General features: G+C 69.4%; 24 protein-coding genes. 14 read left to right on the top strand and 10 right to left on the bottom strand.

Annotated elements, in window-relative coordinates; all coding sequences use genetic code 11:
* The first annotated feature begins 194 nt into the window (after positions 1-194).
* The gene (locus NLX86_RS28125) at positions 195-1583 is read left to right on the top strand and encodes a Tat pathway signal protein (RefSeq protein ID WP_254374609.1); all 1389 of its coding nucleotides are present in this window, start codon (positions 195-197) and stop codon (positions 1581-1583) included.
* A 72-nt stretch (positions 1584-1655) separates the two neighbouring features.
* Positions 1656-2156, top strand: coding sequence for an SAM-dependent methyltransferase (locus NLX86_RS28120; protein WP_254374608.1), 501 nt, complete (start codon positions 1656-1658; stop codon positions 2154-2156).
* Between the two features lie 62 nt (positions 2157-2218).
* Here the strand turns inward: NLX86_RS28120 and NLX86_RS28115 are convergent, their stop codons facing one another.
* On the bottom strand, positions 2219-2605 hold the full coding sequence (locus NLX86_RS28115; protein ID WP_308409655.1) for an ATP-binding protein: 387 nt from the start codon (positions 2603-2605) through the stop codon (positions 2219-2221).
* Between the two features lie 254 nt (positions 2606-2859).
* On the opposite strand from NLX86_RS28115, the gene NLX86_RS28110 reads away from it, so the two are divergent.
* Positions 2860-4101, top strand: a complete 1242-nt coding sequence (locus NLX86_RS28110; protein ID WP_254374606.1) for a helix-turn-helix transcriptional regulator — start codon at positions 2860-2862, stop codon at positions 4099-4101.
* A 68-nt stretch (positions 4102-4169) separates the two neighbouring features.
* Here the strand turns inward: NLX86_RS28110 and cutA are convergent, their stop codons facing one another.
* Positions 4170-4496: a divalent-cation tolerance protein CutA gene (cutA, locus tag NLX86_RS28105; protein WP_254374605.1), complete on the bottom strand. Its 327-nt coding sequence runs from the start codon at positions 4494-4496 to the stop codon at positions 4170-4172.
* 852 nt (positions 4497-5348) lie between these two features.
* Between cutA and NLX86_RS28100 the strand changes: the two genes are divergently transcribed.
* From NLX86_RS28100 to NLX86_RS28060, 9 genes are all read left to right on the top strand, one after another.
* The gene (locus tag NLX86_RS28100; protein WP_254374604.1) at positions 5349-5660 is read left to right on the top strand and encodes an AlpA family transcriptional regulator; all 312 of its coding nucleotides are present in this window, start codon (positions 5349-5351) and stop codon (positions 5658-5660) included.
* 47 nt (positions 5661-5707) lie between these two features.
* The gene (locus tag NLX86_RS28095) at positions 5708-6976 is read left to right on the top strand and encodes a site-specific integrase (RefSeq protein WP_254374644.1); all 1269 of its coding nucleotides are present in this window, start codon (positions 5708-5710) and stop codon (positions 6974-6976) included.
* A 76-nt stretch (positions 6977-7052) separates the two neighbouring features.
* Complete coding sequence (locus tag NLX86_RS28090; protein ID WP_254374603.1) at positions 7053-7895, top strand: HipA family kinase; 843 nt, start codon at positions 7053-7055, stop codon at positions 7893-7895.
* Positions 7892-8275, top strand: coding sequence for a DUF3037 domain-containing protein (locus tag NLX86_RS28085; RefSeq protein ID WP_254374602.1), 384 nt, complete (start codon positions 7892-7894; stop codon positions 8273-8275). The genes NLX86_RS28090 and NLX86_RS28085 overlap by 4 nt, the downstream gene beginning before the upstream one ends.
* 146 nt (positions 8276-8421) lie before the next feature.
* Complete coding sequence (gene fabG / locus NLX86_RS28080) at positions 8422-9183, top strand: 3-oxoacyl-ACP reductase FabG (RefSeq protein WP_254374601.1); 762 nt, start codon at positions 8422-8424, stop codon at positions 9181-9183.
* A 35-nt stretch (positions 9184-9218) separates the two neighbouring features.
* The gene (locus NLX86_RS28075; protein WP_254374600.1) at positions 9219-9992 is read left to right on the top strand and encodes an SDR family oxidoreductase; all 774 of its coding nucleotides are present in this window, start codon (positions 9219-9221) and stop codon (positions 9990-9992) included.
* Between the two features lie 107 nt (positions 9993-10099).
* Positions 10100-11686: an ABC transporter substrate-binding protein gene (locus NLX86_RS28070; protein WP_254374599.1), complete on the top strand. Its 1587-nt coding sequence runs from the start codon at positions 10100-10102 to the stop codon at positions 11684-11686.
* A gap of 69 nt (positions 11687-11755) precedes the next feature.
* The gene (gene ung / locus NLX86_RS28065; RefSeq protein ID WP_254374598.1) at positions 11756-12433 is read left to right on the top strand and encodes a uracil-DNA glycosylase; all 678 of its coding nucleotides are present in this window, start codon (positions 11756-11758) and stop codon (positions 12431-12433) included.
* 105 nt (positions 12434-12538) lie between these two features.
* The gene (locus tag NLX86_RS28060) at positions 12539-13045 is read left to right on the top strand and encodes a hypothetical protein (protein ID WP_254374597.1); all 507 of its coding nucleotides are present in this window, start codon (positions 12539-12541) and stop codon (positions 13043-13045) included.
* On the opposite strand, the gene NLX86_RS28055 is transcribed toward NLX86_RS28060, so the two are convergent.
* Entirely contained in the window at positions 13033-13470 is a 438-nt protein-coding gene (locus tag NLX86_RS28055) for a hypothetical protein (RefSeq protein WP_254374596.1), read from the bottom strand. The two genes, NLX86_RS28060 and NLX86_RS28055, sit on opposite strands and share 13 nt — an antisense overlap.
* An 85-nt stretch (positions 13471-13555) precedes the next feature.
* The gene (locus NLX86_RS28050; RefSeq protein WP_254374595.1) at positions 13556-14071 is read right to left on the bottom strand and encodes a DinB family protein; all 516 of its coding nucleotides are present in this window, start codon (positions 14069-14071) and stop codon (positions 13556-13558) included.
* Between the two features lie 131 nt (positions 14072-14202).
* On the opposite strand from NLX86_RS28050, the gene NLX86_RS28045 reads away from it, so the two are divergent.
* Positions 14203-15108 (top strand): Gfo/Idh/MocA family protein, encoded by a 906-nt coding sequence (locus NLX86_RS28045; protein WP_254374594.1) that lies wholly within the window; start codon positions 14203-14205, stop codon positions 15106-15108.
* On the opposite strand, the gene lnt is transcribed toward NLX86_RS28045, so the two are convergent.
* The 6 genes from lnt to NLX86_RS28015 all read right to left on the bottom strand — a co-directional run bounded on the left by lnt (position 15032) and on the right by NLX86_RS28015 (position 20358).
* A complete protein-coding gene (gene lnt / locus NLX86_RS28040; RefSeq protein ID WP_254374593.1) occupies positions 15032-16624 on the bottom strand; it encodes an apolipoprotein N-acyltransferase in 1593 nt (530 codons plus the stop codon). The genes NLX86_RS28045 and lnt overlap by 77 nt on opposite strands.
* A gap of 117 nt (positions 16625-16741) precedes the next feature.
* Positions 16742-17230, bottom strand: a complete 489-nt coding sequence (locus NLX86_RS28035) for a nuclear transport factor 2 family protein (RefSeq protein WP_254374592.1) — start codon at positions 17228-17230, stop codon at positions 16742-16744.
* Positions 17231-17281: 51 nt separating this feature from the next.
* A complete protein-coding gene (locus NLX86_RS28030; protein WP_254374591.1) occupies positions 17282-18310 on the bottom strand; it encodes an aldo/keto reductase in 1029 nt (342 codons plus the stop codon).
* A 37-nt stretch (positions 18311-18347) separates the two neighbouring features.
* Complete coding sequence (locus NLX86_RS28025; protein WP_254374590.1) at positions 18348-18527, bottom strand: hypothetical protein; 180 nt, start codon at positions 18525-18527, stop codon at positions 18348-18350.
* A 156-nt stretch (positions 18528-18683) separates the two neighbouring features.
* Positions 18684-19559, bottom strand: coding sequence for an undecaprenyl-diphosphate phosphatase (locus NLX86_RS28020; protein WP_254374589.1), 876 nt, complete (start codon positions 19557-19559; stop codon positions 18684-18686).
* 97 nt (positions 19560-19656) lie between these two features.
* Positions 19657-20358 carry a TVP38/TMEM64 family protein gene (locus NLX86_RS28015; RefSeq protein ID WP_254374588.1) on the bottom strand — a complete coding sequence of 234 codons (702 nt, stop codon included), beginning with the start codon at positions 20356-20358 and terminating at the stop codon, positions 19657-19659.
* A gap of 494 nt (positions 20359-20852) precedes the next feature.
* On the opposite strand from NLX86_RS28015, the gene tuf reads away from it, so the two are divergent.
* Positions 20853-22022, top strand: coding sequence for an elongation factor Tu (gene tuf, locus NLX86_RS28010; RefSeq protein WP_254374587.1), 1170 nt, complete (start codon positions 20853-20855; stop codon positions 22020-22022).
* The last annotated feature ends 54 nt before the right edge of the window (positions 22023-22076 follow it).

Raw genomic sequence — 22076 nt, 5'->3', positions numbered from 1 at the left:
CGCATGACACAACTCCTGTTCGGATCAAGCCAAGTTGATCGGGGTTCGCCGTGCGGGGGTGACGGTCGTCGTGCAAAGTGAGTGATCCGGTCGCTACGTTGAGCGAACCGTGAATCCCCGTTGGGGGGTATGCCTGCGCGACCGACGAGGCCGTCAAAGGCGTCAAAGATCATTTCGGAACCGAGGGGCAGCCCATGGCCCGTGTGCGAAACGTCGCCCTCGCCGCACTTCTGCGCGAAGCGGGCTGGTCTCAGCCGCAAGCAGCCGCAGCGGTCGCCCGGGTAGCCGCGGAGAGCGGGATGCGTGAGCTGGAGGCCATCTCCCGCTCGCACATCGCCATGTGGGTGCAGGGCACGCAGCCGAGCGGTCAGGCACCTCATATCCTTCGCGAGACGCTGTCCCGCAGGCTTGGCCGCCGCCTCACCCTGGCCGACCTCGGGCTGGAAGGTGAAGCGACAGGCAAGACCGACAGCGGTTCCGACTGGAGCGTCGAGCCTCTGACCGTGCTGGCCGAGCTGGGAAGCGACGACCTCGATATGCACCGACGCAAGCTGCTGGCGACCGCCGCGTACTCGGCCGCCGGCCTCGCCTTGCCCACCGCCTCGTGGTGGGCAGCCGCTCCTGCCGCGGCGGCGAAGCGCCCAGCAGTCTCGCCCCGACTGGTGACACAGGCCGACATCGACGATGTCCGCGATCTGACGACCTTCTACTCCGCGCGTGACCAGCAGCGCGGTGGAGCCTCGGGACGCTCGGCCCTCGCCGGCCATCTTCGCGACGAAGCGGTGCCCCTGCTCGGCAGCAGGTTCCGCACGGAGCAGCTTCGTCGCGACACCTACTCGGCCGTGGCGGAGATGACCTATTTGTCGGGGTGGATGGCGTTCGACGCCTCCGAGCACCGCACCGCCCAGCGCTACCTCACTCTCGCCGCCCGCATAGCGGCCGAAGCGGGCGACGGGCCGCTCGGCGGCCACATCCTGCGCGCCCTCGCGCACCAAGCCGTGGACCTTGGACACCCCCGCCGTGCCCTCGTCCTGGCCGACGCCTCCATGAACCGCGACCGCTACGGCCAAGCTAGCCACCGCGAGAAAGCACTGCTCGCGATCGTTCACGCACGAGCCCTCGCGGCCGACGGCGACCGCGCCGGCACTCTCGCCGCCATCAGCCGTGCAGAGCGGGACCTCTCCCGCGCCGACAGCAACGACGCTCCGGGCCGCATGAGCTTCTTCCAGGAAGCCTCCCTGGCCCACGAGACAGCCTGCGCCCTGCGCGACATGGGCCAGCCGGTGGACGCGGAAATCCACTTCCAGCGCAGCGTGGCCACGCGCCGCCGCCAGCAGTACGCCCGCACCCACAGCGTGACCCTCGGCTACCTCGGCGCCGTCCAGGTTCAGCAGGGACGCCTCGACGAGGCGTGCGCCACCTGGAACCAGGCCCTCGACGCCATGGCCGGTGTCCATTCCGGCCGCGCCCGCGACGTCATCGTCCGCATGCAGAGCGACCTCTCGCCCGTCCGGCAACGCGGCGGTCGCCATGTCGCCGAACTGGACCACCGGGCACGGGGCATGCTGCGCACCATAGGCTGACCACAGAGCAGGTTCGCCGCGCTGGCCGGGGGCCGGCGTGCACGCTACGCCGAGGGAGAGGAACGAGCGCCGATGGCGACGTACGAGGCCGAGTCGATCGCAACAGTCGTCGGGGGCCACACCCGCGTTCAGGACGACTACCAGGGCGGGGTCGAATCGATCATCCGGCTCGACGACGCGTACCCTCTCGAAACGCTGCAGGGAATCGAAGAGTTCTCCCACCTGACGGTGACGTGGCGCTTTCACCTGGCGCGACCCGAAGACGTCGAGCTCCACGCGCGCAGCCCACGGGGAAACCAGAACTGGCCGCCGACAGGTACGTTCGTCCACCGCAACCACCGACGCCCCAACCAACTGGCCATCAGCTACCCGCGGTTGCTCAAGGTCGAAGGCCGGGACCTGCTGGTCACCGATCTCGACGCCGTAGACGGAACGCCCGTGATCGACCTGGCACCGTACTTCGAACAGATGGGACCTCGGGGCCCGATCCATCAGCCCGCGTGGCCTGGCGAGATGCTCGAACCGAATTACTGGGCGAAGGCAAGCGAACGGCCCTCGGAGCGCCCTGCGTAACGGGAGTGACCGAGCTGTGCTGCTCGTCGTTTGGCTGGTCGGGGACCAGCTGGAGGTCTGACTCAAGCCGCAGCCCTCGCGTACCGGAACTCACACCAAGTTTCCTCGCCGCTGCTCTCCCACGCGTCTGAGATCGCATTGACAAGCCGGATTCCGCGACCGGATTCACCGTCGGGTCCGGCTTCCTTGAGTACAGCGGGGGCCGGGTTGCGGTCGGTTACCGAGACACGCACCACCTCGACGGTCACCGTGACCCGGAGCACGACTTCGCCCTCACCGTGAACCATGGCGTTGGTGACCAGCTCCGAAACGGCCAGCACGACGAACCCCGCCACCGGCGGCGAAACGCGGCACCGTCGCAGGAACGCCCTGGTTGTCTGCCGCATCTCCCCAGCTTTCGTGGGATCCGGAAGAAAGGCCGCCTGACAGGCATGGGGTGCCGCCGGTATGTCGGCCCAGGCCGATGTGCTGCGTCGGTCCTCCTGGGCCGGCCTCACACACGACATGCCTGCTGTGGCCGCAGAACTACGGATGCCCCCGCCGGGCGGGGTCGCCTCTTCGAACCTGGTCATGGGGGCTATCGCACCGCGCGGCGACGCCGTCGACCAGGGGAATCCAGAGGGGGAAAAATCTGTCAAGGGGGGAAACCGAAGGGGGAATTGAGGCCATGATTGGATTCCGCCCACCAACAGAGGTCACACTCATGCCAGATCCGTTCGCCGACCTGCTCCTCCGGCTTCGGCAGGATGCGGGCCGGACGCAGGAGGAGCAGGCAGACGCGATCAACGCTGTCTCCGGCCGGGACACCATGACCCGCCGAGAGATCAGCCGCTATGAGAACTTTGAGAACATTCCCACCAATCACACAATCGGCCATATCGCGGCGGCCTGCGGTGTCCCCTTCGAGGAACTACAGCGGGAGGCTAAGGCTGCCCGCGCTCGGAAGAGAAAGGGGCATGCCAATGCAGGGGAGGATCAGGACGCCGTGAAGCGTCGCACGCTGCTGGGTGGTGCCGCCATCGGCGTGAGCGCGGCTGCCGAGCCCTGGGGGCGCCTCGCCTTCGCCCTCAGTAAGGGGTCCAAGATCGATTCGCCCTCCGCCGTCGCGCTCATCGACCGGGCTGCTGAACTGCACGTCCAGGAACTCAATCTCAGCGCCCGGCGACTACAAGGCACGGTCGAGTCGCATCTTGACGCGATCACCTCGGCCCTGCCCCGTGCCGGCGAGCACGAGCGGGCTCTCACTATCGCTGCCGGAGAAACCGCCGCTCTGGCCGGTTGGGTGGCCTGGGACCTGGGTGAGCACGACAAAGCCGACGCCTACTACAAGGTCACGTCGCAGTGCGCGGCGACTGCCGGGCACCCTCCACTCCGAGCCCTGGCTCTGACCTATAGCAGCTACGGCGCCTCGACGCCGAAGGCGAAGTTGGAGTCCCTTTCCCAAGCGGCCAGCGACGTGCGAGGTCACGGCAACGCTACTGCTGCCGCCTGGGTCCTCGGCAGGCACGCGGAGGAAGCTGCGGCGGCCGGCGACGAGACGGGGGCGCTCCGGGCCTTGGAGCGAGCGCGCTTCGCCTACGACTTCGCGGATCACACCAGTGAGCAGGCGTGGGTCCGGTTTGTGACCCCGTACCGCATGGACTCGTTGGCCCTCTCCGTCTACGGTCAGTTGGGGAGTCCCGAACTCACCGCTACAGCAGACACAGCAGTCGACCGCCTCGGAGACGAACTCCCGGACGGAGGCGTCGTGGTTCTCGGTGATCTCGCTTCGGCCGTGCTGCGTGGAGGTGACGTTGACCAAGGGGTCTACGTGTCACGCCAGTTTGCCGCAGCAGCACAGGCCAAGCCCAACACGATGGGCAAGGAGCGCGCAGTGACCATCGCAGCGTCGCTCCCCGACAGCGAGCGGGAACTCGCCGTGCACCTCCGGCAGTTCGCATCCTGAGTCCCCTCGCGCGGTACGCGGGCAAGCCCAGGACGCGGAACGCCGTCGTTCGGCCGGCCCGTCGCTCCTCAGCCCTGTGCTGTCTCCTCGACCACCCAGGACAGGTACGCCTCCGACCCTCCGGTCACGGGCAGCGTGATCCACTGGGGGATGTCATACGGGTGCTTCTCGTGCAGCCACGCCTGCAGTGCCGGGAGACGGTCCGTCGTAGTCATGTACGAGATCCGCCACTCCTGCGCCGTCTCGACCTTCCCCTTCCACCAGTAGAAGGCGGTGATCGGCGCATCGATGTGAACGCCCGCTGCCAGCTTGCTCTCGACCGCGCCCCGGGCCAGCGCCTTCGCCTGATCCTCGTCGTCACTGGTCGTCTGCGCGATCACAATCTCGTTGGCCATGCAACTACCTCTCCAGCTCGGGTACCGCGACCCTACCCAGCCGTCCAGGGCACACCGAAAGCCGGTCGCCAACCGTGAAGGTGAGTGGGGCTCGACCACGACGTGGATCAGTCAGTCGGCAGCGTGTCATTCGGGGTTGCGCGTCGCTTCGGCACTGCGGTGGCAGGTCCACTCATCAATGAGGTTGTGCGGCTGCATGATGCAGGCGCCGGCGCATCCCTTGCACCTCCATAAGTCCACGACAAGAGGACTTCATGCAGGCCGCCGACGGGCATTCGCTCACGGCAGACGAGAAATAGGACGACAGGACTGGATACCTCCGCCGGGGCCATGTCAACGTACAACGTCCCGGAAAACACCAGGCCAGGATGCGCAGATACTCCGCTGCGGCCCGGGTTGCGAAATATCTCGGAATCCTGCACCGCGTGTGACTGCCTTGCTGGCATGGCCCCTACTTGGGAGGTTCGCCTGTCTGCCCCCGCTATTCGACGGCTCGCTTCACTTCACCCGCTCTCTTTGCCCTCGGCGCACTGAACGCCTGGCACGGCCAGGCGGCGGGCGACTATGGCGCCGTCTCCACCGGGCTGTGCGTACGCGCTGCCGGCCTCTTCGGCGAGGACTTGCTGCAATGCGGCTACCGACGCGATAGGGCCGTCCTCGCACATGCTGCGGTGCACCCGGAGCTGCAACTCGGCATGTGGCCCCGTGCCATCGGGGTTCCTGAGCGTTTCGTGGTGCGGAAACTCGGGGGCGTGACTGACAGCGCGGGACAAGCCTCTGGCGGAGCGCGAGCGCAACATAGGCCACGATCGCCGGTTAGCCAAACCGGTGATCGTGGTGACCATTACTTCCATGCCTGCACGATCGCTGCTCCTTCCATCTGCCGCACCCGCTCCTGCTGGCGCCATACGCGCCGCATTCCTCAACGTCAAGGAGGCCGCCGAGTATCTCGGCCTTTCACCGCACACGCTCTACGTCTGGCGGCACCGGCGGCAGGGGCCGCCGAGCTTCCGCATGGGTCCTCGCGGTCGCGTCATGTACCGCCGAGAAGCCGTCGACGCCTGGATCCGTGAACAGGAGCAGGCCGACTCCCGCTCCAACGCCGTCCTGAGCCCGCTGAGCGCCACTCCTCAGCAACGGCCCAGCCGAATCCCCAACGCCTAACGCTCCCACGCCTCAGAGCGCCGTTTCCCCTCGACAAGGAGTATCACCTGGCCGGCTACATCGAAGATCGTTGGATCAAGAAGAAGAAGGACCCGATAACCGGGCAGAGGGAAAGAACCGCTCGCTACGGCAAGGGGAAGCGGTACAAGGTCGCCGGTATCCCCGGAGTCCGGGATCGCTCCTTCGACACGTTGGAGGACGCCAAGGCGTGGCTTCGTCGAGCAGCCACGGACGAAGAGCGGGGCGAGTTTGTGGACCCGCGCGACGGATCCATCACACTTGCCGACTACATCGCGATGCACTGGGCGCCGGGCAGGGGCGGAGTTCCGAAGACCCAAGACAACCAGGAGCGGAGAGCGCGCCTTCACATCATTCCGCACCTGGGTCAACTCCCCCTCAGGAACATCACGGCGGCGGATCTGCGCGCTTACATAGCCAAGTTGCAGTCAACCGTCTCCTCGGTCGACTACCAGCGCGGCATTCTGTCCGAGCTCTCCTCCATTCTGGAAGCGGCTGTTGACGACAAGCGGCTGGCCAGGAACCCCATGCACGCGAAGTCCGTGCGGTGGCCGAAGGCGCCGCAAGAGCGACGCGACGCGTGGCGATTGGAGACGGCGCTGCGAGTTCGCGACGTCATCAGCCCACGAAACCGGATAGCCGTCGTAGTCGGCCTGGGATGCGGGCTCCGTCAGGGCGAGGTGTTTGGGCTGAGCCCGGAGGACATCGACTACGCGCGAGGCGTCCTGCACGTCCGCCGCCAAATCCAGGTGATCCGTGGAAGGCTGTACTTCGCACTGCCGAAAGGGAAGAAGACACGTACCGTCGACATGCCCTCCTCAGTGGCCGAGGAGCTGAAGCGTCATGTCGAAGCGTTCCCACCGGTGGAAGTGGAGCTTCCGTGGGGGAAGCCGGAGGGTCAGGCGAGGAAGTTCTCGCTGCTGCTCACCACACGATTCGGCAACGCCATCGCGGTGAACACGTGGAACACCTACACCTGGAAGCCCGCGCTGGCAGAGGCCGGCATCATCCCACCGCGCGCCGAGAGAGCGAAACCCTGGCAGTGGGCGGCGGCCCCGAAGGACGGCTTCCATGTGCTGCGGCACACCTATGCCTCGCTCATGCTGGAGGCTGGAGAGTCCGTCGTGACCTTGGCGCGGTGGCTCGGGCACTCCTCGCCCGCGATCACCCTCGGTTACTATGCTCACTTCATGCCGGAGGCCGGAAGCAAGGGGCGCATCGCCATCGACGGACTGCTCGGGGAGCGGGGAGATCGGGAGGCCAGCCGAAACTCCCCAGATTCTCCCCAGGCCCGTTGACGGGTGATTCCCGCTGTTACGCCCCTCTAGGGTTGACCGTGGATTGCAAGGCTGAAGAGATGGGTGGCCTGGGAATATGCTGAATGAGGTCACCGCGACCCGCTACGTCACACCACTGCGCGAAGGCGGGTCGCTCCCCGGCATTGTCGAGGCCGACGATCTCGGTACGTACGTCATGAAGTTCACCGGGGCGGGGCAGGGCCGCAAGACCCTCGTGGCCGAGGTCATCTGCGGCCGGCTCGCCCGCCGGCTCGGGCTGCGGGTGCCCGACCTGGTGCAGATGCAGCTGGACCCGGTCATCGGACTCGGTGAACCGGACCAGGAAGTGCAGGAGCTCCTCAAGGCCAGCGGCGGCCTCAACCTCGGGATGGACTATCTGCCCGGGTCGATCGGCTTCGATCCGCTGGCCTACGCGATGGACCCGCTGGAGGCGGGCCGGGTGGTCTGGTTCGACGCGCTGGTCAACAATGTGGACCGCTCCTGGCGGAACCCCAACATGCTGGTCTGGCACGGCGATGTGTGGCTCATCGACCACGGCGCGACGATGATCTGGCACCACAACTGGCCCACGGCGCAGGCGGCCGCTGCGAAGCCGTACAACGCCTCCGACCATGTACTCGCACCCGTCGGGCCCGACGTCGCCGCGGCCGCCGCCGAGCTCGCGCCGCGCGTGAGCGAGGAGCTGCTGACCGAGGTCGCGGCCGACGTCCCCGACGAATGGCTGGTCGACGAGCCGGGCTTCGACAGCACCGACGCGCTGCGCCGCGCCTACGTCGAGGCGCTGCTGCCGCGCGCGGCAACGATCCACACCCGCATCACGCTCGGGGCCCCGCGCGAGGACAGGCCGTCGCAGGCCCCTGGCTGGCTGACCGGACGCGGCAAGAGCGACAAGAGCGACAAGAGCGGCGGCGCCAGGTGAGCGAGCGGGACGTCTTTGAGTACGCGCTGCTGCGCGTGGTGCCGCGCGTCGAGCGCGGCGAGCAGTTCAACGCGGGCGTACTGGTGTACTGCCGCGCCAAGTCCTTCGTCGCCGCCCGCACCCACCTCGACGAGGGCAAGCTGCGGGCGCTGGATCCGGAGGCGGACGTGGCGGGGGTCCGGGCCGCTCTGCGTGCGGTTGAGGGCGTCTGCTGCGGCGGCGCGGAGGCCGGTCAGGCCGCGGGCGACGACGCCGGACGGCGGTTCCGGTGGCTGATCGCGCCGCGCAGTACGGTCGTCCAGCCGGGGCCGGTCCACACCGGGCTGACGACCGACCCCGAGGCCGAGGTCGAGCGGTTGCTCGAGCTGCTGGTGCGCTGAGGGGTGTCACAGGACCCGTGGGCCGTTGACACCGAGTGCCAGGGCTTCTAGCGTCTCGTCTGCTGAGAGACTAAGCGGTTGCTCACCGATCGAGCCGCATCGGAGCGCATCGGCAGGAGCCGCACCCAAGGGCGAGGAGAACCAGCATGTCCACCACCGAGCAGCGCGTCGCGATCGTGACCGGGGCGGCGCGCGGCATTGGCGCCGCCACCGCCGTACGGCTGGCCGCGGAAGGCCGCGCCGTAGCCGTACTCGACCTTGACGAGGCGGCCTGCAAGGACACCGTCGAGAAGATCGGCGCGGCGGGTGGCAAGGCCATCGCCGTCGGCTGCGACGTCTCCGACAGTGCCCAGGTGGAGGCCGCCGTCGCGCGGGTCGCCGCCGAGCTCGGAGCTCCCACCATCCTCGTGAACAACGCGGGCGTGCTCCGCGACAACCTGCTGTTCAAGATGAGCGACACCGACTGGGACACCGTGATGAACGTGCACCTGCGGGGAGCGTTCCTGATGTCGCGCGCCTGCCAGAAGCACATGGTGGACGCGAACTTCGGCCGGGTCGTCAACCTGTCCAGCAGCTCCGCCCTGGGCAACCGGGGACAGGCGAACTACGCTGCGGCCAAGGCGGGGCTCCAGGGCTTCACCAAGACGCTCGCCAAGGAGCTCGGCAAGTTCGGCATCACCGCGAACGCCGTGGCGCCCGGCTTCATCGTCACCGAGATGACCGCCCAGACCGCCGCGCGCGTCGGCATGGGATTCGAGGACTTCCAGGCCGCCGCCGCCACCCAGATCCCCGTCCAGCGCGTCGGAAAGCCCGAGGACATCGCGAACGCGATCGCCTTCTTCACGGGCGAGGAGGCCGGCTTCGTCTCCGGCCAGGTCCTGTACGTCGCCGGCGGCCCGCTCAACTGACGCGAATCAAGGGACTAGGGACTAGGGACACGATCATGACTGGACAGGCACAGGGCCAGGTACCGGACAGCGGGAAGGTCGCCCTCGTCACGGGCGCCAGCCGCGGCATCGGTTACGGCGTCGCCGAGGCGCTGGTCGCCCGCGGCGACCGCGTCTGCATCACCGGCCGCAACGAGGACGCGCTGAAGGAGGCCGTCGAGCGGCTCGGCCCCGACCGCGTCATCGGCGTGGCCGGCAAGGCGCACGACGTGGCGCACCAGGCCGTCGCGGTGGAGCGCACCATGGAGGCGTTCGGCCGGGTGGACTTCCTGGTGAACAACGCCGGCACGAATCCGGTCTTCGGCCCGATCGCCGAGCTCGACCTCGATGTGGCGCGCAAGGTCTACGAGACCAACGTGATCTCGGCACTCGGGTTCGCGCAGCAGACCTGGAAGGCCTGGCAGAAGGAGAACGGCGGCGCGATCGTCAATATCGCCTCCGTCGCCGCCATCTCCGCCTCGCCGTTCATCGGCGCGTACGGCATGAGCAAGGCGGCGATGGTCAACCTGACCCTCCAGCTGGCCCACGAGATGGCGCCCCTGGTACGGGTCAACGCGATCGCCCCCGCCGTGGTGAAGACCAAGTTCGCCGAGGCCCTGTACGAGGGCCGCGAGGCGGAGGCGGCGGCCGCCTATCCGCTGGGCCGGCTCGGCGTTCCGCAGGACATCGGGGGCGCGGCCGCGTTCCTCACTTCGGACCAGTCCGACTGGATTACTGGACAGACGCTGGTCGTGGATGGTGGCATCTTCCTTAACGCCGGAGTCCACTGACCGGTTTAGGTACGTATTGAGGCAAGTGCCCCGTCGATCCTGCCCGTTGATTCGGCGGGGCACTGCGGTATGGTCGGCCGACCCATGGCTGATCGAGGAGCGTGCACGTGTTCAACCGGACCAGACGTCTGCAGACCGCTGCGGCCCTTGCGTCCATATCCCTGCTCACCGGGTGCGGCCTGCTGTCCGACAGCGGCGGTGAAGATGAGCAGAAGATCACCGTCGGTACGACGAGTGCGCCCAGCACGCTCGATCCTGCCGCGGCATGGGACGATTCGTGGGAGTTGTACCGGAATATCTACCAGACTCTCCTGAGTTTCCCCACTGGATCCACCAAGCCGCAGCCGGACGCGGCCGAAAGCTGCAAGTTCACCGACGCGGCCAACGAGTCCTACCGCTGCGAGCTCCGGAAGGGCCTGAAGTTCTCCAACGGCGAGCCGCTCGACGCCGCAGCGGTCAAGCACTCGATCGACCGGATCATGAAGATCGACTCGAAGACCGGCCCGAAGGCCCTCCTGGGCAGCCTGGAGCGGGTGGAGACGAGCGGGGACCTGACCGTCGTCTTCCATCTGAACACGCCCGACGCCACCTTCCCCTTTGTCCTCGCCACGCCCGGCGCCTCCCTCGTCAGTCCCAAGGACTACCCGGCGGACAAGCTCCGCGAGGACGGGAAGATCACCGGGTCCGGCCCGTACGTTCTGGAGTCGTACGAGGAGGGCGCCAAGGCCGAGCTGGTGAAGAACCCCGCGTATGAGGGCTTCGCCGAGCGGAAGAACGACGCCGTCACGATCCGCTACTTCGAGGAGTCCGAGGGGATGATCTCGGCACTGAAGAAGAAGGAGATCGACGCCACCTACCGCGGAATCACGGCCGAAGCGATCGAGGACATGGAGGGGCCGCAGTCCAAGGACAGCGGTATCCAGCTGATCGAGACGGTCGGCGCCGAGATCCGTTTCCTGGTCTTCAACCCCAAGGACCCCGCGGCCAAGAACCCGGCCGTCCGCAAGGCCGTCGCCCAGGTCGTCGACCGCAACGCGCTGATCTCGAGGGTCTACCAGGGCACGGCCGAACCGCTCTACTCGATGGTCCCCAAGGGCGTGGCCGGCCACACCACGCCGTTCTTCGACACCTTCGGCGAGCCGGACGCCGCCAAGGCGAAGAAGACCCTTCGCGACGCGGGCATCACCGAGCCCGTGGAGCTCACCCTGTGGTTCACGACGGACCGCTACGGATCCTCCACCGCGGCGGAGTTCGCCGAGCTCAAGCGCCAGCTCGAAGCCGGCGGGCTGTTCAAGATCACCCTGCACAGCCGCCCGTGGAAGGACTTCCAGGACGGCTACCAGGACGGCGAGTACCCGGTGTTCGGCCGCGGCTGGTTCCCGGACTTCCCGGACCCGGACAACTTCATCGCCCCGTTCGTAGGCGGCGCGGACAACGCGCTCGGTACGCCGTACGACGTGCCCGAGATCACCTCGACGCTGCTGCCCAAGTCGCGCCGGGAGAGCGACCGTGGAGCCGTGAGCAAGGAGTTCGAGCGGGCGCAGGAGATCCTCGTCGAGGACGTCCGGTTGCTCCCGCTCTGGCAGGGCAAGCTGTACATCGCCGCGCAGGAGGACATCGCAGGCGGGGAGCGGGCGCTCGACCCGCAGACGGTCATGCAGATGTGGGAGCTGTACCGCAAGACCAGCTGGTAGGACCGGCTGTCAGTGGTCGCCGGTAGGTTCTTCAGGACAAGAAGTGATCGCATACCGGAGGTTGTTGACGTGACCGACAAGCTGCCCGAGTCCTGGCTCGGCGTCCTCGGTGAGGAACTGGACAAGCCCTACTTCAAGGAGCTCACCGAGTTCGTGGAGAAGGAGCGGGCGAACGGTCCCGTCTACCCGCCTCGCGGGGAGGTCTTCGCGGCCCTCGATGCGACGCCGTACGACCGGGTCAAGGTTCTGGTGCTGGGCCAGGACCCGTACCACGGAGAGGGGCAGGGCCACGGGCTCTGCTTCTCCGTGCGGCCCGGCGTGCGGACGCCGCCGTCCCTGCGGAACATCTACAAGGAGATGCACGAGGAGCTGGGGCACCCCGTCCCGGACAACGGCTATCTGATGCCGTGGGCCGAGCAGGGAGTCCTCCTGCTCAACGCCGTGCTCACGGTGCGGGCCGGCGAGCCCAACTCGCACAAGGGGATGGGCTGGGAGAAGTTCACGGACGCGGTGATCCGCGCGGTGGCCTCCCGGCCCGACCCGGCCGTCTTCGTCCTCTGGGGGGCCTACGCCCAGAAGAAGCTGCCGCTGATCGACCAGGAGCGGCACACGGTGGTCAAGGGAGCCCACCCCTCCCCGCTGAGCGCGCGGAAGTTCTTCGGATCCCGCCCGTTCACCGCGATCAACGAGGCCGTCGCCGCCCAGGGCCACGAGCCGGTCGACTGGCGCATCCCGAACCTGGGCTGACCGGCGCAGTGCCGCCGGGGCCGTCCCCGAGCCTGAACCGGATTGTCAGTGCGTCCGGCTAGCGTCTGGATCATCGGACTCGGCGTACGGCCCCGGGAGGCAGCAGTGACGGAGCAGCAGGAGTCGTCGGAAGACGTCGTCATGACCCGGATCGGGCAGGCGCTCATGCTTCTCCACGGCGGGGACCGCGAGGAGGCGCGCAACCGGTTCGGTGCGCTCTGGTCGGAGATCGGCGAGAACGGCGATCCACTGCACCGCTGCACGCTCGCTCACTACATGGCCGACACCCAGGACGATCCCGCCGACGAGCTCGCCTGGGATCTGCGGGCGCTGTCGGCGGCCGACGGGCTGAGCGAGGAGCGGTTGGCACAACACCATGCCACGCTCGCGGTGCGCGCCTTCTACCCCTCGCTCCATCTCAATCTCGCCGCCGACTATGTCAAGCTCCAGCGCCCGGACGCCGCGCGGGTCCACCTCGACCGGGCGCGGGCCGCGACCGGCACCCTCGCGGACGACGGATACGGCAACGGCATCCGCGCCGCCGTCGAGCGTCTGGAGGCGCGGATGGCCGGCGAGCGCGGTTCCGGCCCGCTCCCGGGTCAATTCCCGTAGGTGTCCCGGCAGATACGGCTCTCGGGACTGTCCGCCCGCCAGCCGCCGTACTCCCGGCCGAGGGCGCAGACGTCAACGGTCTCCACCGGCGTGGACGGCAGCACGCGCCGCGGGGTACGGGTCTCGTCGGCCGGCTGCCGGGGTTCGACGCGCGGCGGACTCGGGGGCACGGCAGCGGACGGCCGTTCGGGCGGCGGCTGGACCGGGCGGGTGGACGCCGGCTCCGGGACCGGCGTCCTTCCGGCGGCATCCAGCGCCTCACGGGCGGGGGCCTGTACGAACTTCGGCTCGGCCTCCCGGGTGAGCCGAGGCTCGTGGCGGGCCGGTACGGGGGAGGGGGTGGCCGGGTCCACGCTCACACAGCCGGAGACGGCCGAGACGGCCACTCCCAGCAGGAGCGTCGTCGTGGTTCGGGTTCGGTGCACCCGCGCAACTCTGCTGGTCGCGGGCGTCCGTGGAGGCCCGGCGAGCGGAAATGCCCCCGCAAGGGTGACGACGGCCGAACAGGGCCTACTCGCCCGTCGCCCCGTCGACCTGCTCGCGTATGAGGTCCGCGTGGCCGTTGTGGCGCGCGTACTCCTCGATCATGTGCGTGTACACCCAGCGCAGGTTGAACAGTTCCCCGGTGCGGCCGTCCTTGCGGACGGTGAGCTCGTCGAGCTTGCGGGCCGCGGCTACCGCGCGGGAGCGGGCGATCTCGGCCTGCCAGGTCGCCTCTGCCTCCGCCCAGGTGTCGGCCTCGGAGAGATGGAACTCGCCGTCCGGGTCCTCCTCGCTGTAGTAGATCGGCGCGGGCTCCTCGCCTGCCGTCACCACGGCGAACCAGTGCCGCTCCACCTCCGACAGATGCCGGACGAGGCCCATCAGGGAGAGGGCGGACGGGGCGAGGGGCGTCCGCCGCAGCTGCTCGTCGCTGAGCCCCGCACACTTCAGGGCCAGGGTGGCCCGGTGGTAGTCGAGCCACCCGTCGAGCATCGCGCGCTCGTCGGCGGAGGGGAGGGGCTCGTCGCGCCCAGGTGTCGTCATGGCCGCCATCCTGGATGAACGCCCAGCTCAGCGCCACGGATTAAGCTTCCGGCGGTCCGGTCCGTATGCTGCCGGGACAGGGAGCGCTCGAACGGCAAACGCTCGAACGGCGACGCGACAGGGAGGCACAGGTGAAGGTCGGCTGCATCGGACTCGGTGATATCGCGCAGAAGGCATACCTGCCCGTACTCACCACTCGGCCGGGCGTCGAACTGCACCTGCAGACCCGGACCCCCGCCACGCTCTCCAGGGTCGCGGACAGCCACCGCATCCCCGCGGAGCACTGCCACACCACCTTGGAGTCCCTGCTCGCCGAGGGCCTGGACGCCGCGTTCGTCCACGCGCCGACGGCCGTGCACCCCGAGATCGTCACCCGGCTCCTCCAGGCGGGCGTCGCGACGTACGTCGACAAGCCGCTCGCGTACGAAATCGACGACTCACGTCGACTGGTGGAGCTGGCCGAGCAGCGCGGCACCGGCCTCGCCGTCGGCTTCAACCGCCGCTACGCACCCGGCTACGCGCAGTGCATCGAGCACCCCCGCGAGCTGATCCTGATGCAGAAGAACCGGGTCGGCCTGCCCGAGGACCCGCGCACGCTCGTCCTCGACGACTTCATCCATGTCGTCGACACCCTCCGCTTCCTGCTGCCCGGCACCGTCGACCATGTCGACGTACGTGCCCGGATCCGCGACGGGCTCATGCACCACGTCGTGCTCCAGCTCTCCGGCGACGGTTTCACCGCAATCGGGACGATGAACCGGATGAGCGGCTCCACCGAGGAGATCCTGGAGGTCTCGGGCCAGGACACCAAGCGCCAGGTCGTCAATCTCGCCGAAGTCATCGACCACCGGGGCCAGCCGACCGTCCGCCGGCGCGGCGACTGGGTGAGCGTCGCCCGCCAGCGCGGAATCGAGCAGGCCGTGCTCGCCTTCCTTGACTCAGTGCGGGCCGGAAAGGTACTCAGCGCCCAGGACGCGCTGCAGACCCATGAGCTCTGCGAGCGGGTGGTACGGGCAGCCCTCGAGCAGGCCGCCTGAGCGAGCGTACGCCCTCGACCGCGCACAGCACGGCCAGGACGGCCAGCGCCCCGTAGACCGCCCAGTCGCCAAGGCTGACGTAGGGCGTGGTGCCGCGAGCCAGCGGGATCTCGTACACGGCGGCGGCACTGCGGTCCGTGCCCAGGAGCACACCCGCGCGCTCGCCGCGCGGCCCGTAGACGGCACTGACCCCGGTGAGCGTGGCATGGACCATCGGGCGGCCTGTCTCGGCGGCCCGCAGGGCTGCGAGGGAGGCATGCTGCTCGGGCGCCCAGCTGCTCTGGAAGGTCGAGGTCGCCGACTGGGCGACCAGCAGCCGCGCGCCGTCCCGGGTGAGGTGACGGCTCATGTCGGGGAACGCGGACTCGAAGCAGACCAGCGGGCCGATCCGCAGGCCCTCCTCGCCGGGCAGCCGCATCACCACCGGCTCCGTGCCGCGCCTGCGGTCCTCGGCGGCCGCCTTTCCCACCGAGGTCACCCAGCCCAGCAGCGAACGGGCCGGGATGTACTCGCCGAACGGAACCAGGCGCATCTTGTCGTACCGGTCTCCGGTCGGACCGCCGGGAGCGACGAGCACCGAACTCTTGAAGATGCCGGGCCGGTCGGAGCGCCGGGCGTCGACATTCACCAGCAACGGAGCCTCGACCTCGGCGGACAGGGCGGCGACGCGTTGGGCGAGATCGGGCCGGTCGGCCAGATCCGCCCCCACACTGCTCTCGCCCCACACCACGAGGTCGAGGTCACGCCCGTCCAGCGCGCGGGTCAGCTCCTCACTGCGCGCGAACCGGCGGTCCGCGCCGCCCACGCCGTCGATGATGCCCGGCTGGACCACCGCGACACGGGTGAGGCCGGACGGCTCGGGGCGCGGAGCCCACACCCAGACCGAGCCCACCCCGACCGCACACACCACCACCCCCGACACCGCCGCGGTACGCGCCGACTCCACCGCCACCAGCGCCGTGACCGCCGTGTTCAGCGCGACCACGAGCAGGCTCACCAGCCATACCCCGCCGACCGAGGCCACCCGCAGAGCGGGCGTGACCTCCCACTGGCTGGAACCGAGCAGGCCCCACGGCCCGCCCAAGCCCTCCCAGGACCTGACCAGTTCGACCACCAGCCAGCCGGACGGCAGCACGACCAGAGCCGCCGCCACGCGGACGGGGGAGGGCGCCCCGCCCAGCATGTGCCGCACCAGCCAGCCCCAGGGCGCCCACAACAGCCCCAGCAGCGCCGCCAGCACCAGGATGAACACATGCAGATTCGGCACCAGCCAGTGGTGTACGGCGAGCATGAACCCGGCGCCGCCGAGCCAGCCGTCCAGCGCCGCGCGCCGGCCCGAGCCGGCCGAGCGGGCCAGCAGCATCCACGGCACCAGGGCGACGTACGCGAACCACCAGAGCGACGGGGCGGGGAAGGCGAGCGCGGGCAGCGCACCGGCCAGTACCGCGGCCGCCGCGCGCCACCACCGGTTCGTCAGGCGCCGCTGCTGCTGCCGCCGCCCGGCCGGAACCCGCATCGTGCGCCTCCTCGTCCACCCCGCGAGCAGTATGTCTTCCAGTGTGGACTTCCAGTGTGGGGGAGTGCGGCGATCACCGACAGAGGGCAGCCGTACCGGCGCATGCGCCGCGGCGCGTCAGACCCCGCCGAGCGCCCCCTCCGGACGGCGCCACTTCTCGTGGACGACGACCGCGCGCAGCCGCCAGCCGTCGGCCGTGCGCAACAGGCTGAACGCGTACCGGCCGCCCGAGACGAAGTTGGGCGCGGTGGACCCGGCCGCCCCGTCGCCCGTTCCGCCGTCCAGCCGCATCGGGTTCACATAGTCGGCCTGGAGCTCGGCGCTGTCCCCGGTGTAGCCGTTGAGGTCTTCCAGGTGCAGCCGCCGGTTCACGATCAGGTGCTGGCGCACCGGGAAGAGCAGCATCGTCTCCGCCAGCCAGCCCGCCACTTCGCCGGCGGGCCCCTCGATGCCACCCGCCGAGCGGTAGTCCGCGCGTCCGTCCGGTGCGAAGAGGGCCTGGTAGGCGGTCCAGTCGGCGTCGTCCACGGCCACCGCGTAACCGGTGATCACCGCATCGATGGCCAGCCGGTCCATCACGGTCGCGAGTTCCACACGCTGCGTCATCGGCTCAGTGTGGGACAGACGGAGCCCGGCGCCAAGGGCCGCGCGGCACGCTCACTCCCCGGAGGGGATCTTCACCCCTCCCGTGGCGCAGAGCCGGTCTAGCTCGTGCAGTTCGTCCGCGCCCGGATCCGGCGCGTCCAGCGCCCCGAGATTCTGCTCCAGCTGCCGGACGCTGCTTGCGCCGACCAGTACGGAGGTGACGCGCGGGTCCCGCAGCAGCCAGACCAGTGCCAACTGGGCCAGCGTCCGGCCGCCCTGCCGGGCGAGGGCGTCGAGGGCCCGCAGCAGCGTCAGCCGGCGCTCGGTCAGGGTCTCGCGCTTGAGGAAGTGCCCGGCGGCCATCCGAGAACCGGCCGGCACGCCCCGCAGATAGCGGTCGGTGAGCTGTCCCTGCGCCAGCGGGGAGAAGGCGATCAGACCGGCCCCGGCCGCGTCGGAGGCGGCCAGCAGTCCGCCCTCCACACCGCGCTCCAGCATCGAGTACGGATGCTGGTTGATCAGCAGCGGCGTACCGAGCTCCCGCAGGATCCCGGCGGCCCGGGCGGTCTGCTCCGGGCTGTAGTTCGACAGGCCGGCGTAGAGCGCCTTCCCCTGGCGTACGGCGGTGTCGAGCGCCCCCATCGTCTCCTCGAGCGGAGTGTCCGGGTCCGGGCGGTGCGAGTAGTAGACGTCGACGTACTCCAGACCGAGCCGCGCGAGTGACCGGTCGAGGCTGGCGAGCAGATGCTTGCGTGATCCCCACTCGCCGTAGGGTCCCGCCCACATCTCGTTGCCGGCCTTCGTGGCGATGAACAGCTCGTCCCGGTACGGGCGGAAATCGGTACGGAAGTGGGCGCCGAAATTGCTCTCGGCCGAGCCGAACGGCGTTCCGTAGTTGTTCGCCAGGTCGAAGTGGGTGACGCCCAGATCGAAGGCCCGGCGCAGCACGGCACGTTGGGTCTCGCGCGGGTCGCCGTCGCCGAAGTTGTGCCAGAGCCCGAGCGAGATCCGGGGGAGCAGCACACCGCTGCGCCCGCAACGCCCGTACCGCATCGCGCTGTAGCGGTCCGCGGCGGCGGCGTAGGAGGCGGTGTAGGACATGAGTGACCACTCCTGTTCGGTTCGGGTGCGTCGCCCTTCAGTGTGCCGCCGACGCCGCGCGCTGCCGTACGACCACCAGGAACGCGTCCGACTCGAGGTCCATGACCACCTCCGCGGGCACGCCCTCGCGGAGCCGGTCCGCGGCGTACTCCTCGGCCGGCCAACTTCCCCGCGGGCTCCCCGCGGGGAACCGCTCCAACACCACTCGGCCGGTCATCCGGCACCCCCAGCCACTCTTCTCGGGCGGCTCAGGTGCGAGCCGCCACACACAGGGACAACGACGTTCCGCCCGGTGGGGAACGATGCGGACGGGACCGCACCGGAGCCGAGTTGTGGCCCGCCCATGACACAACGGTGCGCGACGGGCGGCCCGTCAGCCCGCCGACTCGCCCGCGTGCGGGCTCAGCGTGTCCGTGCCGACCAGGATGAACAGCAGGATGCCGAGCAGGATCCGGTAGATCACGAAGGGCATGAAGCTCTTGGTGGTGATGAACTTCATGAACCACGCGATGACCGCGTACCCGACACCGAACGCGATGATCGTCGCGAAGACCGTCGGGCCCCACGACACATGGCCGCCCTCGCTGGCGTCCTTGAGCTCGAACGCCCCGGAGGCCAGCACCGCGGGAATGGCCAGCAGGAAGGAGTACCGGGCCGCCGCCTCACGGGTGTAGCCCATCAGCAGGCCGCCACTGATCGTGGCACCGGACCGGGAGACACCCGGGATCAGCGCCATCGCCTGGCACACACCGTAGATCAGACCGTCCCTGACACCCAGGTCCTTGAGGGTCTTGCGGTCCCTGATGGCACGGTGCCTGCCGCCGGCCTCGTCGCGGGCGGCCAGCCGGTCGGCGATGCCGAGCACGATGCCCATCACGATCAGGGTGGTGGCGATCAGCCGGAGGTCACGGAACGGACCCTCGATCTGGTCCTTGAGTGTGACGCCGAGCACACCGATCGGGATCGAGCCGACGATGACGAGCCAGCCCATCTGGGCGTCGTGGTCGCCGCGCATCGCCTTGTTCGTGAGCGAGCGGCACCAGGCCGAGACGATCCGGACGATGTCCTTACGGAAATAGATCAGGACGGCCGTCTCGGTGCCGATCTGGGTAATGGCGGTGAACGCCGCGCCCGGGTCCTCCCAGCCCGCGAAGGCCGCGGTCAGCCGCAGATGGGCGCTGGAGGAGATCGGCAGGAATTCGGTGAGACCCTGGACGAGGCCGAGGATGAATGATTCGAACCAGCTCATGTCGGGGTGCGCTCGTCCTTGTGATCGTCGGGCAGTTCGACCCAGATGCTATGGCCCGTACGAAGACTGAATGACCGTAGGGTCCCCCTGGAGCGCGCTACCGCGAACGCAGGCGATGCCTTTTGCGCCACGCCACGACCAGCGCGGCGAGGCCGGTCAGCGCGATGAAGCCCATCGAGACCAGGAACACGGGCGAGGTCGGGGTCGAGGCGCGGCTGCCCGCCACCACGTACGCGGCGGTGTTCGGGATCGATCCGAGGCCGGTGGCCAGCAGAAACGGCAGCCAGCCCATCCGCGAGACCGCGGCGCAGTAGTTGGCGGCGGCGAACGGCACACCAGGGAAGAGCCGGACCGCCAGCATCGAGCGGAAACCGTGCCGGCTCAGCTGCCCGTCGGCGGCTTTCAGCCAGCGGGCCCGCAGCAGGGGACGCAGGGCGTCCTGCCCGAGCATCCGGCCGAGCCCGAAGGCGATGCCCGCTCCGAGTACCGTGCCGGCGAGCGCGGACACCAGGCCGAACTGCGACCCGAAGACGGCGCCCGCGGCGAGGTTCAGCAGCGGGCGCGGTACGAAGGCGGCGGTGCACAGCCCGTACGCGGCGCCGAACAGCACCACGGCGGTCGAGCCGGCGACCTGCGGCGGCCAGCCGTCGGCGAGCAGCCGCTGCGGCTCGAACAGCAGCACCGTCACGGCGGCCGACGCGAGGAGCACCAGGAGCAGCGAGAGCCGGGACCAGGGGGACAGCAGCGCCCGCGCGCAGCGCACAGTGAGGCCGGCGGGCCGGATGGCGGGGTCGAGCATCCGGGGAGACTAACCGAAAATCGGGTGTGATCGCCGTAATGCGGGCCTCATGGGACCGTCGGCCGCGACAGCACGGCCGGTTCCGTCCAGTGACATCGCCGACACCGTCCTCGGGCGGCTCGACCGCCGTGTTATCCGGCCGCTGCCGATCCAGTACGCCCCGAGGGGCCGCCGCGTACGGACAAGGACCGCCCACCGCGCGGAAATTCGGTCGACGGGCCGCCGCGGCTGAGCCATGATCAGCGCATGTCCCGGTACGCCTTCCCCGCAGCGCCGTCCGCAGTCGCGGATGCGCCGAAGGCTGCCGCGCTTTCAGTGGTCACCGCCTCCGCAGTCGCCGCGTTCCCCGCGGCGTTCCCCGCAGCATTCGCTGCCGCAGCGCCCTTCGACGGCGCCCGAAGCTGACCCTTCCCGGATCGTCCGGCGGACCCCGCAGGGGGAGGGTCGGCAAGGCCCAGGGGTCTCACACCGCTTCGAGTTCCGAGGAAGGAACCATGCCCAAGACGGCATACGTGCGCACCAAGCCGCACCTGAACATCGGCACCATGGGCCACGTCGACCACGGCAAGACCACCCTGACCGCCGCCATCACCAAGGTCCTCGCCGACCGCGGCGGGGCCTCCTTCGTCCCGTTCGACCGCATCGACCGGGCGCCCGAGGAGGCGCAGCGCGGTATCACCATCAACATCGCGCACGTCGAGTACGAGACGGACACCCGGCACTACGCCCACGTCGACATGCCGGGCCATGCCGACTACGTGAAGAACATGGTCACCGGCGCGGCGCAGCTCGACGGGGCGATCCTCGTCGTCTCCGCGCTCGACGGGATCATGCCGCAGACCGCCGAACACGTCCTGCTCGCCCGCCAGGTCGGCGTCGACCACATCGTCGTGGCGCTCAACAAGGCGGACGCGGGCGACGGCGAGCTGACCGACCTGGTCGAGCTGGAGGTCCGCGAGCTGCTCTCCGCCCACGGCTACGGCGGCGACGCGGTGCCCGTCGTACGGGTGTCCGGCCTCAGAGCGCTGGAGGGCGACCCGCGCTGGACGGCCGCCGTCGAGGCGCTGCTGGACGCCGTCGACACGTACGTACCGATGCCGGTGCGGTACACCGACGCGCCGTTCCTGATGCCCGTCGAGAACGTGCTCACCATCACCGGGCGGGGCACGGTCGTCACCGGAGCCATCGAGCGCGGGACGGTACGGGTCGGCGACCGGGTGGAGGTGCTGGGCGCGGATACTGAGACGGTGGTCACCGGGCTGGAGACCTTCGGCAAGCCGATGGACTCCGCCGAAGCCGGCGACAACGTCGCGCTGCTGCTGCGCGGGGTGCCCCGCGACGCCGTACGCCGCGGGCATGTGGTGGCGGCGCCCGGCAGCGTGGTGCCCAGCCGCCGGTTCACCGCGCAGGTGTACGTCCTCTCCGCCCGGGAGGGCGGCCGGACGACACCGGTGTCCACCGGCTACCGGCCGCAGTTCTACATCCGTACCGCCGACGTCGTCGGGGACGTCGACCTCGGTGGGACGGCGGTCGCGCGGCCGGGGGACACGGTCACGATGACCGTGGAACTGGGCCGGGACACGCCGCTCGAGCCGGGCCTCGGCTTCGCGATCCGTGAGGGCGGCCGCACGGTCGGCGCCGGCACGGTGACCGGCCTTGTCTGAGTCCTGAATTCTGCTGAGGACGGCGCTTGTCCTCCCCCGGGGGTGGGAGGGGCA

The organism is Streptomyces sp. A3M-1-3 (assembly GCF_024213665.1).
Classification (GTDB): domain Bacteria; phylum Actinomycetota; class Actinomycetes; order Streptomycetales; family Streptomycetaceae; genus Streptomyces.
The sequence above is the reverse complement of the archived record's forward strand: the minus strand, read 5'-3'. Positions and strand labels throughout refer to the sequence as shown.